This is a genomic window from Streptomyces sp. SDT5-1, assembly GCF_052245995.1.
In the GTDB taxonomy this organism is placed as follows: Bacteria; Actinomycetota; Actinomycetes; order Streptomycetales; family Streptomycetaceae; genus Streptomyces.
On sequence record NZ_CM125963.1, the window covers coordinates 8,590,841 to 8,607,225 of the forward strand.

Sequence of the window (16,385 nt, forward strand, 5' to 3'; positions counted from 1 at the left end):
TCAGTGGGCGGGGGAGCGGAGGGCGACGGCCGTGGCGGCGAAGGCGAGAGGCCCCGGCAGGAGCGGCACGAGCACCGGCATCGCCCACACCAGCAGCACGGCGAGCGCGACCGCGGCCGCGAGCAGCAGGCTGCCGCGCGGATCGGCGAGCGTACGAACGAACCCCTCGCGCGCGGACAGCTGATGCGGTGGTTCGAGCGCCGTGGCGCGCAGTCCCACGACCGCCGCGCCCAGGGCGAGCAGCAGCAGGGCGGGAGCCATCAGGGCCGCGCCCGGCAGCCCGCTGCCGACGAGGCGACCGTCCAGGATGAGGACCACCCCGAGCAGCGGCGGCACGAGCCCCGCCACCAGCGCCCGCCAGGACAGCAGCGCCCGCAGCCGCTCGACGTAGCCGCGGACACTGACCTGGACGCCGCCGCCGACGGTGTCCCGCAGCGTCACCGACGCCGCCGTGAACGCGGCCGGGGCCGTCACCACGGGCAGGCAGGCCACGCTCGTGAGCAGTCCGACGAGCAGCATGTCGGCGAAGAGCGCGAAGCCACCGCCGAACACCTCGCCCGGCTCCCGCTGTTGCCGACCGGCGCCGCGCGGGGCCACGGGTGTGTGCGTCATGGTGGCTCAGCCCTTCAGTCCGGAGGTGGCCATGCCCTGCACCAAGTAGCGCTGGAACACGAAGAAGAACAGCACGATCGGCAGCACCGAGATCACCGACATGGCGAACATCGGCCCGTACGCGGAGGTGCTGCCCTGGTCGACGAAGCTGCGCAGGGCGAGGGTGATCGTCGACTTCTCCGGCGAGAACAGATAGATCATCTGCGTGAAGAAGTCGTTCCACGTCCAGATGAACGTGAAGATGGCCGTGGTGATCAGCGCGGGACGGCTCAGCGGCAGCGTGATCGCCCAGTACGTGCGGAACGGCCCGCAGCCGTCGATCCGCGCCGACTCCTCCAGCTCCCGCGGAATTCCCCGCATGAACTGCACGATGAGGAACACGAAGAACGCCTCGGTGGCCAGGAACTTCGGCAGGATCAGCGGCCAGAAGGTGTCCACCAGGCCGAGCCGGTTGAAGATGATGTACTGCGGGATCAGCACGACGTGGTGCGGCAGCATCAGCGTCGCCACCATGAAGCCGAACATCGGCCTGCTCAGCCGGAACCGCAGCCGGGCGAACGCGTACGCGGCCAGCGAGCACGACAGGACGTTGCCGAGGACGGCGCCTCCGGCGATCAGCAGCGTGTTGCCGAGCAGCCGGGACACCGGGATGCCCGACACACCGTCCATGGCGGTCGTGTAGTTCGACCACTCCAGGCGGCTCGGCCACAGGTCGAGGCTGGCGATGACCTCGTCGGCCGGCTTCAGCGACGTAGCGAGCAGCCACGCCAGCGGGTACAGCAGCACCAGCAGGCACACGGCGGCGACGGTGTGCGGCACCCACCGTTTCGCGGCGAAGTTCATCGGGCCGCCCCCTCGTTGTCATCGGCGTAGAAGACCCAGGACCGGGACGTCCGGAAGAGGATCAGGGTCACCGCGCCGATCGCGATCAGCAGCAGCCAGGCCATCGCGGAGGCGTAGCCCATGTGCGAGGCCGTGAAGCCGCGCTCGTACAGGTACAGCGTGTAGAACAGCGTCGAGTCGGCGGGTCCGCCCTCGCCGCCGCTGACGGCGAACGCGGGGGTGAACACCTGGAAGGAGTTGATGACTTCGAGGACCAGGTTGAAGAACACCACCGGGGACAGCATCGGCACGGTCACCGACACGAACTGCCGCCAGCGGCCCGCCCCGTCGAGCGCCGCCGCCTCGTACAGGTCAGGCGAGATCTGCTGGAGCCCCGCCAGGAAGATCACCATGGGCGCGCCGAACTGCCACACCGTCAGCAGCACGATCACGTACACCGACAGATCGGCGTCGCCGACCCAGCCGCCCGTGTGGATGCCGACGGCGGCGAGGGCCCGGGACACCGTCCCGCCGTCGTTGAACAGCGCCCGCCACACCAGGGCGATGGACATGCTCGCCCCCAGCAGCGAGGGGGCGTAGAACGCGGAGCGGTAGAACGCCCGCCCCCGGCCGAGGTTCTTCAGGAGCATCGCCACACCGAGCGCGAGCCCCAGCTTCAGCGGCACGGCCACGACGACGTACAGCATCGTGGTGCCCACCGACCGCCAGTAGCGCGGGTCGTCGGTGAGCATGTCCGTGTAGTTGCGCAGCCCGATCCACTTCGGCGGATCGAACAGGTTGTAGTCGGTGAACGACAGGTACAGCGACACCGCCATCGGCGCGAGCGTCAGGACGAGCGCGCCGATCATCCACGGCGACAGGAACACATAGGCGGGCCACTGCTTCTCGCGCACCCGGCGGACCCGCCCGCCGGACGCGGGGTCCCGCGGATCCCGGTGGGCGGGAGCGGGCGCCTTGGTGGTGAGGGCGCTCATGGCCTCAGCTCCTTCTCGGCCTCGTCGACGAGTTCGCGCGCCGCCTGCCGCGGAGTCGCCTTGCCGTACATGACGCGCTGGTACACACGGTTGAAGGTCGGCTGGATCGCCAGGTCGCCGGGCGGCGGAGCGGTCGGCGGGGCGTCGAGGCCGTACGCCTCCATCGTTCGCGCGTACCGGAAGATCTCCAGCTCGGCGCCCTTCAGCGTCCTGCCGACGCGGTCCGCGATCGTCCTGTTGGGCGGGGTGGAGCGGGAGAAGCCGAGGATGTCACCGGCCCGCCGGTCGTTGAGCAGGAAGTCCACCAACTGGGCGGCCTCCTTGGGGTGTCGGGTGTGCGCCCCGATGCCGATCAGCATGCTCGGCTTGAAGTACGCGCCCTGCCGGCCGTCGGTGGTGGGCACGGGCGCGTAGTGCACCTGCTCGCCGAGGAGGTCGACATAGCCGGGGAACGGCGCGTCCCACGTGAAGTCCGAGGCGGCCAGATGGCGGCCCATCGGTGACATCTCCGTGTTCGTGGCCTGCACCGAGTCCTTCGGCTCCGCGACCGCGCCCGCCCTGCGCAGCCGGTCGCAGAACGTCCAGAACGCGGCGAGGTCGTCCTCGGAGAACCCCAGCTCGGTCTGGCTCGCGTACAGCTTGCCGCCCCGACTGCGCAGCCAGTCCTCGAAGATGTCCTCGTTGCCGCCGCCGTCGTTGGCACCGCGCACCCGGCGCCCGTCGGGGGACTTGAGGCCGAGCGCCGTGATCCGGTGGTTGGCCTCCGCCCATTCCTGCCAGGTCCAGCCGGGCCGCGGTGTGTCGATGCCCGCCTTCTCGAAGATCGCGGAGTCGTAGGCGAAGCCGGTGATGCCGCGGCCCATCGGCAGGGCGTACTGCTCGCCCTCGTACGTGCCGGTGCGCAGGAAGTCGCGGTCCATGTCGGACGTGTCGACGGTGCCCTGCTTGATGGCGTCGCCCAGGGGCAGGAGCGCGTCACCGCCCGCGTACTGGGACACCTGCCGGTAGTCCAGCTGCACCACGTCGGGGACGCCGCCGCCCGCGGCCTGCGTCGCCAACTTCTGCAGGTAGGCGCCGAATTCACCGTTCGACGTGCGGACGGTGACGCCGGGGTGCTCCTTCTCGAAGAGGCGCACCGCCTTCTCGGTGCGCGCGGCACGGTCGTCGTTGCCCCACCAGGAGAACCTGAGGGTGACACCGCGCGAGGTGCCGCCGCTCGCGGTGGAACAGCCGGACAACGTGCCGGTCAGCGCCGCGCCGACACCGGCGGCGGCCGCGGTCAGGACGGCCCGGCGACCGGGGGAGGGGCGCGGGCCGCTTCGTGGCTCGGGCATGGGGGACCTCTCGTGAGGCAGGCGTACGGGACACCGCGGGCGGCGGCGCTGATGCTGCGGCGCGCCCCGGCGGCGACGGATTCCAACGTTGTAACCAGGGGATGTCGCCGGGGTCAACCCTCCGGCCCGAACCGATCGGTAAGGGCTTTCCATCGGTCGTGCTCGGTGCGTAGTCTCGTCCGTGCCCCGTGCATAATCGAGGGAACGCAACACGAGGGGAGCCGGGTGGTGGCAGCAGTGACGCTCAAGGACGTCGCCGAGCGGGCGGGGGTGTCCATCAAGACCGTGTCCAACGTTGTACGCGACGCGCCCCGGGTGTCCGAGGCGACCCGCACCCGCGTCATGGCCGCCGTCCGCGAGCTCGGGTACCGGCCCAACCCCTCGGCCCGCCGCCTGCGCACCGGCCGCAGCGGCCTGATCGCCCTCGCCGTGCCCGACCTGGCCACGCCCTACTTCGCGGAACTCGCCCACCACGTCCGCACGGAGGCCGCCGCCCTCGGCTTCACCGTCCTCATCGAGGAGACCCTCGGAGACACCAAGGAGGAGCTGCGCCTCGCGACGGGCGTCGGCGCGTCCCTCCTGGACGGTGTGATCCTGTCGCCGCTGCACGTCACACCGGACGAACTCGCCCCCGTCACCGACCAGTTCCCCCTGGTCCTGCTCGGCGAGCGCAGCTACGAGGGCGACCGGGTGGTCGCCGACCACGTCCTCATCGACAATGTCGCGGCGGCCCGCGAAGCCACCGCGCACCTCGCCGCCCTCGGCCGCACCCGCATCGCCGCCATCGGCGTCGACAAGGCGGGATCCGCCACCAGCCGCCAGCGCCTCGAAGGCTTCCAGCAGGCGCTGCACGAGGCCGGTCTGACCTACGACCCGGGCCTCGCGCCGCAGATCAAGGACTTCGACCGGCGCAACGGCCTGCTGGCGATGCGCACCCTCGCCGCGCTCCCCGAGGACCGGCGCCCCGACGCCGTCTTCTGCTTCAGCGACCTGCTCGCCGTCGGCGCCCACCGCGCCCTGCACGAGGCGGGCCTGACGGCCCCCGACGACGTGGCGCTCGCCGGCGTGGACGGCTCAGAGGAGGCCCGCTACGCGACACCCTCACTGACCACGGTCGTCCCCGACAAGGCGGCCATCGCCTCGCTCGCGGTGAAGTGTCTCGTCAACCGCGTCCGCGCGCAGGAGCCCCCGCCGTTCGAGACACATGTCGCGCCGCACTGGCTCGAGGTGCGCGAGTCGAGCGGCGGCGGACGGGAGCCGCTGACGCCGTGACCCGCGGCGGCGCCGCTCAGCCCTCGGCGGAGGCCGCCAGGATCGCCTGCACCCGCGCCCCGTTCGACGCGATGTGGTGCCGCGCCTCGCGCTGCGCGCGCTCCGCGTCACCCGCGCGGATCGCGTCCATCAGCGGCTCGTGCTCGCCGAGCAACCGGCGCGGGTTCTCGTTCTCGCGCTCGTGCGCGGACAACGCCATGAGATAGAACCGCAGTTCACGGGTGAGCCCGGCGTAGAACGCGTCGAGGCGCGCGTTGCCGAGCGTCGCCACGATCGCCCCGTGGAACGCCAGGTCGGCCGCCACGATGTCGGCCCGCCGCAGCGAACCCGTGACCGTCACCAGGTGGTCGTACGCCCGCTCCACCGCGGCCAGTTGCGCCGTGTCCAGGGGTGCCGCGAGCGCCGCCGCCTCCAGGTGCTCGCGCGCCGTGTACAGCTCGTCGACGCTGCGCGGCGTGGGGGAGATGACCACGGCGCCGCGGTTGGCCTGGAAGCGGATGAGGCCGCCGTGCTCCAGGAGCCGGACCGCCTCGCGCACCGTGTTGCGGGCGATGCCCAGTTCGGCGGCGATGGCGCTCTCGCGCAGCCGCTCGCCCGGCCGGAAGGCCCCGGCGAGGATCCGCTCCGACAGGCCGTCGGCGATCTGCTGCGCGGTCGTGGTCCGCCGGGCCACAAGACCTTCAAGTGCCGTCATGGCGTCATCGTAGCCAGCCTCCCGACCCCTGGTGCCGGACAGTGCAACTGTTCTACAGTTGCGCACTGCTTCGGCCTCTCACGGCCCGTCGCCTGCGTGACCCCACCGAACCGATGTGGCAGGAGGGCCCTCAACAGTGCGGACCACACGCGAGAACGACCGCGTCGGAGCGGCCGACCCGAGCGCCCCGGAGCAGTCCCCCTCCGACGCGCCCCGCACCCTCAGACAGCGGCACGTCCGGATGATCGCCCTCGGCGGCATCGTCGGCGCCAGCCTCTTCGTCGGCAGCGGCGCCGTCATCCACACCGTCGGCCCGGCGAGCATCCTGTCGTACGCGCTCGGCGGCCTCCTGGTCATCCTCGTCATGCGGATGCTCGGCGAGATGGCGACCGCCTCGCCGACCCTCGGCTCGTTCATGGAGTACGCCCGCACCTCGCTCGGCGGCTGGGCCGGCTACACCATCGGCTGGCTGTACTGGTACTTCTGGGTCGGCGTCGTCGCCTTCGAGGGCGTCGCGGGCGCCAAGCTGTTGATGCTGTGGATACCCGGCGTACCGCAATGGGTGTTCTCACTCGTCCTGATGACCCTGCTCACCGCGACGAACCTGGTGTCCACACGGTCCTTCGGCGAGACCGAGTTCTGGCTCGCCTCCATCAAGGTCGTCACCATCGTCGTGTTCCTCGTCGCGGGCACCCTCTTCGCGCTCGGCCTGTGGCCCGGCGCCCACCTGTCGGTCGCAAACGTCGCCCTCGACGGCTTCGCCCCCAACGGCCTGTCCGCCATCCTGCACGGCGTCGTCCTCGTCATCTTCTCCTACGTCGGCACCGAGATCGTCACCATCGCCGCCGCCGAGTCCGCCGACCCCGTGAAGTCCGTCGTCAAGGCCACCTCCTCGACGGTGTGGCGCGTCATCATCTTCTACGTCGGCTCCGTGACACTCCTCGTGATGATCACGCCGTGGCACGCGATCCCGACCGAGACCAGCCCGTACGCCGCCGCCTTCGGCAAGATGGGCGTACCCGCCGCGACCACCGTCATCAACGTCGTGGTCCTCACCTCCGTCCTGTCGGTCCTCAACTCGGGCCTCTACACGGCCTCCCGCATGCTGTTCGCGCTCCAGCGCAACAAGTGGGCACCCCGCTGGGTCGCCGACCGCAGCCGCAGCGGCACTCCCTGGAAGGCGATCCTGGCCTGCACCTCCGTCGGGTACGTCGCCGTCGCCATGAGCTATGTCGCACCCGACACCATCTTCAACTTCATCATCAACTCGGCGGGCGCCGTCGGGCTGTTCGTCTACGCGATCATCGCCGGCTCCCAACTGCGCATGCGGCGACAGCTCGAACGCGACGCCCCGGACCGGCTCAAGCTGCGCATGTGGTGCTACCCGTACCTCAGCTGGGCCACCCTCGCAGCCATCCTCGTCGTCCTCAGCTCCATGCTGCTCGTCCCCGACGCCCGCTCCCAGCTGTACCTGAGCGTGCTCAGCCTGGCCGCGATCCTCGCCACCTACGCCGTCGTCCGCGCCCGGCGCCGACACACCACCCGCTGACTCCCACCGCTTACGGAGCACACCATGGCCCAGGAGAACCCGCCCGTCCTGACCGGCCCCGCCCTGTGGAGTGCCCAGGCCCATCTGCCGTCCGTCCTCGGCCGCCAGCTCACCGTCGAGCGCGCCGAGGGCAGCTATCTGCACACCACCGACGGCCGCCGCCTCTTCGACGGCACCGCGGGGCTCTGGCACGCCAACGTCGGGCACTCCCGTCCCGAACTCGCCGACGCCGCCCACCAGCAGATGCGGCGCCTGGAGACCTACCACGTCTTCGGCCGCTACCTGAACGACCGCGCCGTCGCCCTCGGCGAACGCCTCGCCGCCCTGTCGCCCATCGACGACCCCAAGGTCATCCTCAACAGCGGCGGCAGCGACGCCATCGACGTCGCCTGCAAACTGGCCCGCAGACACTGGCAGCTGGCGGGACGCACCGGCAAGACCATGGTCCTCAGCCGCGAGTTCGCCTACCACGGCCTGCACGCCTACGGCACGAGCATCGCGGGCCTCGACTTCAACCGCGCAGGCTACGGCACCGACTCCCTCGTCCCGGAGACCGCGCGCGTCTCCACCGACGACATCGACGCCGTCGCCCGCACCGTCCAGGCGATCGGCCCCGAGCGCATCGCGGCCATCGTCGCCGAACCCGTGCAGGGCACCGGCGGTGTCATCCCGCCCGCACCCGGCTACCTCGAAGGACTGCAGCGCATCTGCCGGGAGCACGACATCCTGCTCGTCGCCGACGAGGTCATCACCGGATTCGGGCGCACGGGCCACATGTTCGCCACCGAACGCTACGGACTCGCGCCCGACCTGATCACCTTCGCCAAGGGCGTCACCTCCGGCTACGCCCCGCTCGGCGGCGTCCTCGTCGCCCCGCACATCTGGCAGCCGTTCTACCGCGACGCCGACGGCACCCCCGTCTTCCGGCACGGCACCACCTACTCCGGGCACGCCACCGCCTGCGCGGTCGCCCTGCGCAACCTCGACCTCCTCGACGAGGAGAAACTCGTGCCGCGCGTCGCCGAGCTCGAACAGCTCCTCACGGAGGAACTGCGCGCCCTGGACGCACGCGCGTCCGTCGCCGAGACCCGCGTCGCGGGACTGCTCGCCGGTGTCTCGCTCGTCGACGACATCAGCGCGGAGGCCGTCACCGACGACCTCGTCGAGCACGGCTTCGTGACCCGCCCGCTGCGCGGCAACACCGTGCAGATCAGCCCGCCGTTCATCACCACCGACGACGAACTGCGCGGCCTCGTCGCCGCCATCGGCGCCGTGCTCGCCGCACACGAAGGCCGGTGACGCGATGCCGACACCGGACGAGCAGCGCACCGTCGGCCTCGTCGAGGCCCGCTCCATCGACGTCGTACCGGACGCGGAACGGCACGGCACCGCGTTCAGCCAGTTCACCCTGTGGGTGGGCGCGAACCTGCAGATCACCGCCGTCGTCACCGGGGCGCTCGCCGTCGTCCTCGGCGCCACCGCGTTCTGGGCGGTGATCGGACTGCTCGTCGGGAACCTCCTCGGCGGCTCGGTCATGGCCCTGCACTCCGCGCAGGGGCCGCGCCTCGGACTCCCGCAGATGATCTCCTCGCGCGCCCAGTTCGGCGTGCGCGGCGCGGTCGTGCCCCTAGTCCTCGCGGTCTTCATGTTCATCGGCTGCACGGCGAGCGGCACCGTCCTCGCGGGCGAGGCCGTCGGCGAACTCACCCACCTCGGCCCCGTCGCGGGCATTCTGATCTTCACGGCGGTCACCGCGGTCGCCGCCGCCGTCGGCTACCGCCTGATCCACGCCCTCGGCCGCATCGCCGGCGTGGTGTGCGGTGTCGCCTTCGTGTACCTCGGCGCCCGCCTCCTCCAGCACGACGACATGGGAGCGGTCCTCGCGGACCGCGGCTTCGCCCTGCCCGCTTTCCTCCTCGCGGTGTCCCTGTCGGCGTCCTGGCAACTGTCGTTCGGCCCGTACGTCGCCGACTACTCGCGCTATCTGCCACGCTGCACGTCGGCGCGCGCCACGTTCGGCTGGACGCTGGCGGGAACCGCGCTCGGCGCCCAGTGGTCGATGGCCTTCGGGGCGCTGGCCGCGGCCGCGGCGGGGGAGGCGTTCGTCGGACACGAGGTGACGTACGTGGTGTCACTCGGCGGCGCGGGCCTGCTCGCGGCCGTCCTCTACTTCGTCATCGCGCTCGGCAAACTGACCGTCACCGTCCTCAACACGTACGGGGCCTTCATGTCGACGGTGACGAGCGTGACCGGGATGCGCCGGCGCGGCGCCGTGCCGTACCGGCTCTCGCCGCGCGGCCGGGTCGGCTACATCGCCGCGATCATCGTGGTGGGCGCCGTGCTCGCGCTCGCGGGCCGCGGCGACTTCCTGAACACGTTCTCCACCTTCCTTCTGGTCGTCCTGGCGTTCTTCACGCCGTGGAGCGCGGTGAACCTCGCCGACTACTACCTCGTCGCGAAGGAGCGCTACGACATCCCGGCCCTCAGCGACCCCGACGGACGCTACGGCTCGTGGCGCACGCCCGCCCTGGTGTCGTACGGAGTGGGACTGCTGGTCCAACTGCCGTTCATGACGACCGGCCTGTTCACCGGGCCGTTCGTGGCGCCGCTCGGCGGCGCCGACATCTCGTGGATCGTGGGCCTGACGCTGCCCGGACTCCTGTACTGGTTGCTGGCCCGCCGCGAACCGCACCGCGTCCCCGACCGCATGATCTACCCGGCGGACACGACGCCTCAGGACCCGCCGCGCACGTCGGTCCCGGCGTAGCCGGTCACGAGCGCGTCCACCGCGAGCGCCCCGTCCGGCGCCACCCGCACCGGATTGAGCTCGACCTCCGCGACGTCCGCCCGGCCGGCGATCAGCTCCGACACCGCGACGACGACATCCACCAGGGCCGACACGTCGACCGGGCGGCGGCCCCGCCAGCCGTGCAGCAGCGGGGCCGCGCGCAGCCGCCGCAGCATCGCGCGGGCGGTCGCGCGGGAGCAGGGGGCCAGCTCGAGGGCGATGTCCTGCGCCAGTTCCGCCCGGACGCCGCCCGCCCCGACCACCACCACGGGACCGAACGACGGGTCGCGGCGCGCGGCGACGAGCACCTCGACGACGTCCGGGCGCCGGTCCATCTCCTCGACCACGAAGCGGTGCGGGCCGAGCCGCGCCACCATGTCCTCGTACGCGGCGCGCAGCGCGCCCGGATCCCACAGCCCCGTGGCCACCGCGGCGTGCTCCGTCTTGTGCGCGAGCCAGTCGGCCTTGAGCACGACGGGCGCCGACAGCCCGGCCGCGACGGAGACCGGGTCCGCGGTGCCCGGCGGCACCTCCACCGCCCGCGGAAACACCACCCCCGCGGCGCCGAGCAGCCGCCGCGCCGCCCCGTACCCGTCACCCACCGGCACGGCACCGCCGACCGGTGCCACCGGACGCCCCCGGCCCAGCGGCTCCCCGCTGAGCCGATGCGCCGTCGCCACCGCCCGTAGCGCCGCCTCGACATCGGTGAACGTCGGCACGCCCGCCGCCCGCAACTCCCGTGTCGTAGCCGTGTGTTCGGCCATCGAATGCACCACGACCGGCATCTCCCGCTCCGCCGCGAGCCGCCCCAGCGCCCGCGCCACCGCGGACTCCGTCTCCTGCTGCGCCGGAATGTCACGCCCGTAGCTCCCGAAATAGCCGCTGAGCACGACCGCGTCCGCGACCTCCGGATCCGCGAGACACCCCGGCACGGCGGCGTACGTCGAGAGGTCCCGCTCACCCGCCCCGTCCAGATCGACCGGATTGGCGACACACGCCCCCGACGGCAGCCGGTCCGCCAGGCGCTCCCGTACACGCGGCGGCAGCGCGGAGACCTCCAGGCCGAGCCGCGCCGCGGTGTCCGCCGCCACCGCCCCCTGCCCTCCGCTGTCCGCGACGATCGCCACGCGCCGCCCGCGCACCGGCGCCGTACGCAGCACCAGCCGGGCGGCGTCGGCGAGTTGGGCCGGAGTGTCGACACGGACCGCGCCGACGGCCCGGCACGCCGCGTCCACCACGTCGAGGGCCGAGGTCAGGGCGCCGGTGTGCGAACGCGCCGCCTCGCGGGCCGCCGTGCTGGCGCCGACCGTGAGCAGCAACACCGGTTTGCCCGCGTCCCGCAGCGCGGCGAGCGCGTCGAGGAGCGCCGCACCGTCGCCGTAGCTCTCCAGGTAGAGGGCGACGGCGCGGGTGGTGTCATGGTCGACGAGATCGGCGAGGACCTCCGCCGCGCCGACGTCGAGCTGGCTGCCCACGGACACGAATCGGGACACCCCCACGCCGCCCGCGGCGGCCAGCTGCGCGATCTCCAGGCCGACCTGCCCGCTCTGCGACACCACGGCGAGCGGCCCCGCGGTGAACCGCCCCCAGGCCAGCTCCAGTTCGCCCGGCGCGTCGTACAGGCCCAGACAGTTCGGGCCGACGAGCCGCGAACCGCCCGCCCGCACGGCACGGGTCAGCGCGGCCGGATCGCGCACGCCCGACGTCACCGCGAGCAGCCCCGGCACCCCGAGCGCCACCGCCGCTTCGACGCCGGGCGTGAGCGACGCCGCCGGGACCGCGAAGGCGACCAGGTCGGGCACCTCGGGGAGCGTCTCGAGCGAGGGGTGGCTCGGCCGCCCGAGCACGGTCGTGGCGCGCGCGTTGACGAAGTGCACCCGGCGCCGGTGCCGCCCGGACAGTGCGCCGCGCGCCAGCCAGTGACCCCACTTGGCGGTGTTGTCGGTGGCGCCGACCACGGCCACGGACCGCGGGGCGCGGAACACGTCGAGGGCCGTCATGACGCGGCGAGCGCACGCGAGATGACGAGGCGCTGGATGTCGGACGTGCCTTCCTCGATCTCCTCCAGCTTCGCGTCCCGCAGCCACTTCTCGGCGAGGAACTCCTGGGAGTACCCGGCGCCGCCCAGCGTCTGCACGGCGGCCCATGTGGCGAACATGGCGTTCTCCGAGCCGACGAGCTTCGCCGTCGCCGCCTCCGCCGTCACCCTCAGGCCCCGGTCGTGCAGCCGGGCCGCGCGCTGGGTCAGCAGGTGCGCGGTGTCGGCGCGGGTCGCCATGTCGGCGAGCCGGAACGCGACCGCCTGGTGCTCGATGATCGGCACCCCGAACTGCACCCGTTCACGCGCGTACGCAGCCGCCAGGTCGAGCGCCGCCCGGCACAGTCCGGCACAGGAGGCGCCGATCAGGATCCGCGAGGCGTCGAAGGTCCGCATGAGCCCGGCGAAGCCCTGCCCCTCGGCACCGAGCCGGTCACCGGCCGGGACACGTACATCGTCGAGGAACACCTCGGCGTTGACGATGGCCCGCTGCCCCATTTTGCGCAGCGGCGGACCCACCGAAAGACCCGGTGTGTCCCGGTCGACGACGAACGCCGTGACACCGCGCGAGCGCGAGCCGGGATCGACCGTCGCGAACACCACGAACCGGCGCGCGTACGGGGCGTTGGAGATCCAGGTCTTCTGCCCGGTGAGCACGTAATGGTCCCCGTCGCGCAGCGCGCGCGTGCGGATGCCGGCGGCGTCCGAGCCGTGGTCGGGCTCCGTCACCGCGAGCGCCGTCAGCGGCGGCTCGGGGCCGGTCAGCGGGCGCAGCCAGCGCTCCTTCTGCTCGTCGGTGCCGAGGGCGAGGACCGGGGCGGCGAAGAAGCCGTTGGAGGTGAGCAGGTTGCCGATGCCGATGTCGCCGTGGCACAGCTCCTCCTGCACCAGCGCCTGCGTCGTCAGATCGGTGACACCCCCGCCGCCGTGCTCGGCGGGGATCATGAAGTCGGTGAGTCCGGTCGCCGCGGCCCGCTTCCACAGGTCGAGCGGTGACTCGGTGCCCGCGTCGTCGACCGCGCGTGCCCGCGGCCGGATCTCGGTGGCGGCGAAGTCCCGGGCGAGCCGGACGAACTCCCGCTGTTCCGCGGTCAGTTCCCAGGCGTCGGGGAGGGGCATGAGGGGGCTCCTCTGTCGGAGGGCGGGCTGGGGAAGGTGTCAGTGCGGGACGGTCTCGTGCGGGGGAGCGGCCGGTGCCCGCTCGCCCCGTGCGGCCGTGCGGTCGAAGAAGTCCGGGGCCACGCGCGCGTAGCCGAGCATCAGCAGCCACCCCGTCAGCAGGGTGCCGACGCCGATGAGGAACACGCCGCCGATGTGCCAGTGCGGGGCGAACGGCAGCATCCACGACGTGTAGCTGTTGGCCGGGTCCCAGTCGTTGCGCAGGCTCCAGACGCCCGCCGCGAGCAGCACCAGCCCCCCGGTCGCGGGCAGCACCACCCGCAGCCACAGATCGGCGGCGCCGCGCCGCCACTCGCCCCGGTGTGCCCACGCCGACGTCAGGCCCGTGAGCCCGTAGTAGAACGCGATCATCAAGCCGCACGACGACACCGCGTCGCCGATGACCTGGCCGTCGCTGAGGAAGTTCATGACGATGTAGCAGACCGCTCCCGCCACGCCGGTCGCGACGGTGCCGAACTGCGGGATCGCGTACCGCGGATGCACCTTCGCGAACACCCGCGGGGCCGCCCCGCGCCGCCCCATGGCCAGCATGGTCCGCCCGAGCGTCAGCACGGTCGTCTCCGTCGACGCCGCCGCCGACGACAGCACCATCAGGACGAGCAGGTGCCACAGGACCGAGCCGATGCCGCTGTCGCCGAACACGGCCCGGCCGACCGCCGAGAACACGTCGCCGAAGTTGTCGGGGTTGCCGAGGCCGATGCCCGTCGTGCCGATGCCGGCGAACGCCAGGGTCGCGACGGTCGCCACCAGGTACAGGCCGAGCAGGGTCAGCGTCGACCAGGCGGCGGCCCGGCCCGGCGTGCGGTGCCGGTCGGTGGTCTCCTCGTTGACGGTCAGCGCCGTCTCCCACCCCCAGTAGATGAACAGCATCAGCACCAGACCGCTGACGAACGCGCTCGGCGAGGGGATCTCGAAGGGGTTCAGCCACGACCACTCGGGCCGGTGTGCGCCAGGGCCGGCATGCCCCGCGTACACCCGCACGAGCGCCACCACCGACAGGACGGCCAGCATCCCGAACTCCAGGAACAGCAGCGCGCGTTGCACGGCCGCCGCCACCTCGATGCCGCGATAGCACACGGCGCTCATCAGACCGATCCAGCCGAGCCCGACGAGGAGCACCCACGGACTCGACGGGTCCGCGCCGATGCCCTCGGCGCCGCACAGGATGAACACGTACTGGCCGGCGACCTGCGCCAGGCTGGCGAGCACCAGCACGAACGACGTGATGATGGCCCAGCCGCCCATGAATCCGACGCGGGGACCGAGCACCCGGGACGCCCAGGTGAAGATGGTGCCGCAGTCCGGTTCCTTGCGGTTGAGCGCCGCATAGCCGAACGACACGAACAGGATGGGCACGAAGGCGAGGACCACGATCGAGGGCGCCTGGAAACCGACGAAGGCCACGATGAACGCCAGCGTCGCCGCAAGGCTGTACGCGGGAGCCGCCGACGCCACCGACAGGATCAGGCACGTCGTCATGCCGAGCGCGTCGGCGCGCAGCCCCGGCGCGGGAGGCGGTCCGCCGGAACGCTCGGCGGTGGTGGTGCGCGGAAGATCTGACACGGTCGAACCCCCGTCCGGGGTAGGCGGATCGCAAGATTGACGCGAGGCTCAATGATGCGCGTGGCAGGAGCGCTGTCAAGGGTCCGCGGACACATCCATCGCAACGATTGACTGAGTGATCAGTCTTGCGACATGCTCTGCCGTCATGTGGGAACAGACCGAAATGAACCTCGTCGAGACCGAGGTCGTCATCGTCGGCGGCGGCTACGCGGGCCTCGCCGCGGCCCTCCAACTCCACGACCACGGTGTCGACTTCGCGCTCCTCGAAGCCGCCGACCGGGTCGGCGGCCGGGTCCTCACCGAGACGCGCGACGGCCTGCGCCTCGACCACGGCGGCCAGTGGATCGGACCCACCCAGACCCGCCTCGGCACCCTCGCCGCCCGCTTCGGCTGCGCCACCTTCCCCACCTGGGAGACCGGAAAGCACATCGAGGTGTGGCACGACGGAACCGCCGTCCCCTACCTCGGGGCGGCGCCCGAGGAAGGCCCCGGCATCACGGCGTACACACGCATCACCGACACCCTCGACGCGCTCGCCCGCACCGTCGACACCACCGCGCCGTGGCACACACCCCGCTTCGAGGAGTGGGACGCCCAGACCGCCCAGTCCTTCTTCCGCGCGCACACCGACGACCCCGACGCCCTGCGTCGCCTCGCGCTCGCCGTGCAGGGCGTGTGGTGCGCGGAGCCGTACGAGATCTCGCTGTTCCACGTCCTCTTCTACGTCGCGGCGGCCGGCGGCTGGGAGCAGCTCATGGAGACCGGGGGGTGCGCCCAGGACAGCCGCTTCGTGACCGGCGCCGCAGGACCCGCCCGCGCCGTCGCCCGGCTGCTCGGCGACCGGATCCGCCTCGGCGCCGCAGCCCGCACCGTCGAGCACGGCACCGACGGCGTCCGCGTCCACACCGCCGACACCGTGTACGAGGCCCGCAGGGCGATCGTCGCCCTGCCGCCACCCGCCGTGCGCGCCCTCACCTTCACACCGAACCTGCCGGTCAGCAGGGAGGGCTGGCTCGCCCACTCACCCATGGGCCGCGTCGCCAAGGTGCACGCCGTGTACGACACCCCGTTCTGGCGCGACACGGGCCTCTCCGGCATCGCCACCCTCTACGACGACGGGCCGATCGGCGTCGTCTTCGACAACTCGCCCGCCGACGCCACGCGCGGCGTCCTCGTCGGCTTCGTCTACGGCGACCGGCTCACCGCCTGGAGCCGTCTCGACGCCACCGCCCGCCGCGCGAGCACCCTCGCGAGCCTCGCCTCCGTCGTCGGCGACCGCGCCCTCCACCCCCTGGACTGGACCGAGAAGAACTGGTCGCGGGACCCGCACGCGCGCGGCGGCTACGAGGCGTACGTGACACCCGGCGGCTGGACCGGCTACGCGCGCGTCGGCTGGCGCACATCCTGCGGCACCCTGCACTGGGCCGGCACCGAGACGGCTAGTGTGTGGAACGGCTACATCGACGGCGCCCTCTCCTCCGGGACGCGGGCGGCCGACGAGGTGGTCACGGCACTCTCGGCGCAGGCGGAAGGCTGAAG

Annotated in this window: 13 protein-coding genes; 5 read left to right on the forward strand and 8 right to left on the reverse strand. The window is 72.2% G+C overall.

Annotated elements, in window-relative coordinates:
- The 4 genes from ACTWJ8_RS39575 to ACTWJ8_RS39590 are packed head-to-tail and all read right to left on the reverse strand — an operon-like array spanning position 1 to position 3,763.
- On the reverse strand, positions 1-612 hold the full coding sequence (locus ACTWJ8_RS39575; protein ID WP_443262227.1) for a hypothetical protein: 612 nt from the start codon (positions 610-612) through the stop codon (positions 1-3).
- A 6-nt stretch (positions 613-618) separates the two neighbouring features.
- Positions 619-1,455 (reverse strand): carbohydrate ABC transporter permease, encoded by an 837-nt coding sequence (locus ACTWJ8_RS39580; RefSeq protein ID WP_356385255.1) that lies wholly within the window; start codon positions 1,453-1,455, stop codon positions 619-621.
- The gene (locus tag ACTWJ8_RS39585) at positions 1,452-2,429 is read right to left on the reverse strand and encodes a carbohydrate ABC transporter permease (protein ID WP_443262228.1); all 978 of its coding nucleotides are present in this window, start codon (positions 2,427-2,429) and stop codon (positions 1,452-1,454) included. Before ACTWJ8_RS39585 ends, ACTWJ8_RS39580 begins: the two co-directional genes overlap by 4 nt.
- Positions 2,426-3,763, reverse strand: coding sequence for an ABC transporter substrate-binding protein (locus ACTWJ8_RS39590; RefSeq protein ID WP_443262229.1), 1,338 nt, complete (start codon positions 3,761-3,763; stop codon positions 2,426-2,428). The genes ACTWJ8_RS39585 and ACTWJ8_RS39590 overlap by 4 nt, the downstream gene beginning before the upstream one ends.
- 228 nt (positions 3,764-3,991) lie before the next feature.
- Here ACTWJ8_RS39590 and ACTWJ8_RS39595 point away from each other — a divergent pair, with 228 nt between their 5' ends.
- A complete protein-coding gene (locus ACTWJ8_RS39595) occupies positions 3,992-5,035 on the forward strand; it encodes a LacI family DNA-binding transcriptional regulator (protein ID WP_443262230.1) in 1,044 nt (347 codons plus the stop codon).
- A gap of 16 nt (positions 5,036-5,051) precedes the next feature.
- On the opposite strand, the gene ACTWJ8_RS39600 is transcribed toward ACTWJ8_RS39595, so the two are convergent.
- A complete protein-coding gene (locus tag ACTWJ8_RS39600; protein ID WP_356385266.1) occupies positions 5,052-5,729 on the reverse strand; it encodes a GntR family transcriptional regulator in 678 nt (225 codons plus the stop codon).
- A gap of 136 nt (positions 5,730-5,865) precedes the next feature.
- Between ACTWJ8_RS39600 and ACTWJ8_RS39605 the strand changes: the two genes are divergently transcribed.
- The 3 genes from ACTWJ8_RS39605 to ACTWJ8_RS39615 are packed head-to-tail and all read left to right on the forward strand — an operon-like array spanning position 5,866 to position 10,045.
- Positions 5,866-7,278, forward strand: coding sequence for an amino acid permease (locus ACTWJ8_RS39605; RefSeq protein ID WP_356385269.1), 1,413 nt, complete (start codon positions 5,866-5,868; stop codon positions 7,276-7,278).
- A 24-nt stretch (positions 7,279-7,302) separates the two neighbouring features.
- Positions 7,303-8,577: an aminotransferase family protein gene (locus ACTWJ8_RS39610; protein WP_443262231.1), complete on the forward strand. Its 1,275-nt coding sequence runs from the start codon at positions 7,303-7,305 to the stop codon at positions 8,575-8,577.
- 4 nt (positions 8,578-8,581) lie between these two features.
- Positions 8,582-10,045 carry a purine-cytosine permease family protein gene (locus tag ACTWJ8_RS39615; protein WP_443262232.1) on the forward strand — a complete coding sequence of 488 codons (1,464 nt, stop codon included), beginning with the start codon at positions 8,582-8,584 and terminating at the stop codon, positions 10,043-10,045.
- Here ACTWJ8_RS39615 and ACTWJ8_RS39620 read toward each other — a convergent pair.
- From ACTWJ8_RS39620 to ACTWJ8_RS39630, 3 genes are read right to left on the reverse strand one after another with little or no spacing between them, the layout of a single operon-like run.
- A complete protein-coding gene (locus ACTWJ8_RS39620; RefSeq protein WP_443262233.1) occupies positions 10,012-12,066 on the reverse strand; it encodes an acetate--CoA ligase family protein in 2,055 nt (684 codons plus the stop codon). The two genes, ACTWJ8_RS39615 and ACTWJ8_RS39620, sit on opposite strands and share 34 nt — an antisense overlap.
- The gene (locus ACTWJ8_RS39625) at positions 12,063-13,223 is read right to left on the reverse strand and encodes an acyl-CoA dehydrogenase family protein (RefSeq protein ID WP_443262234.1); all 1,161 of its coding nucleotides are present in this window, start codon (positions 13,221-13,223) and stop codon (positions 12,063-12,065) included. The genes ACTWJ8_RS39620 and ACTWJ8_RS39625 overlap by 4 nt, the downstream gene beginning before the upstream one ends.
- A gap of 39 nt (positions 13,224-13,262) precedes the next feature.
- The gene (locus tag ACTWJ8_RS39630; RefSeq protein WP_443262235.1) at positions 13,263-14,846 is read right to left on the reverse strand and encodes an APC family permease; all 1,584 of its coding nucleotides are present in this window, start codon (positions 14,844-14,846) and stop codon (positions 13,263-13,265) included.
- 145 nt (positions 14,847-14,991) lie between these two features.
- Between ACTWJ8_RS39630 and ACTWJ8_RS39635 the strand changes: the two genes are divergently transcribed.
- Positions 14,992-16,383, forward strand: a complete 1,392-nt coding sequence (locus tag ACTWJ8_RS39635; RefSeq protein WP_443262236.1) for a flavin monoamine oxidase family protein — start codon at positions 14,992-14,994, stop codon at positions 16,381-16,383.
- The last annotated feature ends 2 nt before the right edge of the window (positions 16,384-16,385 follow it).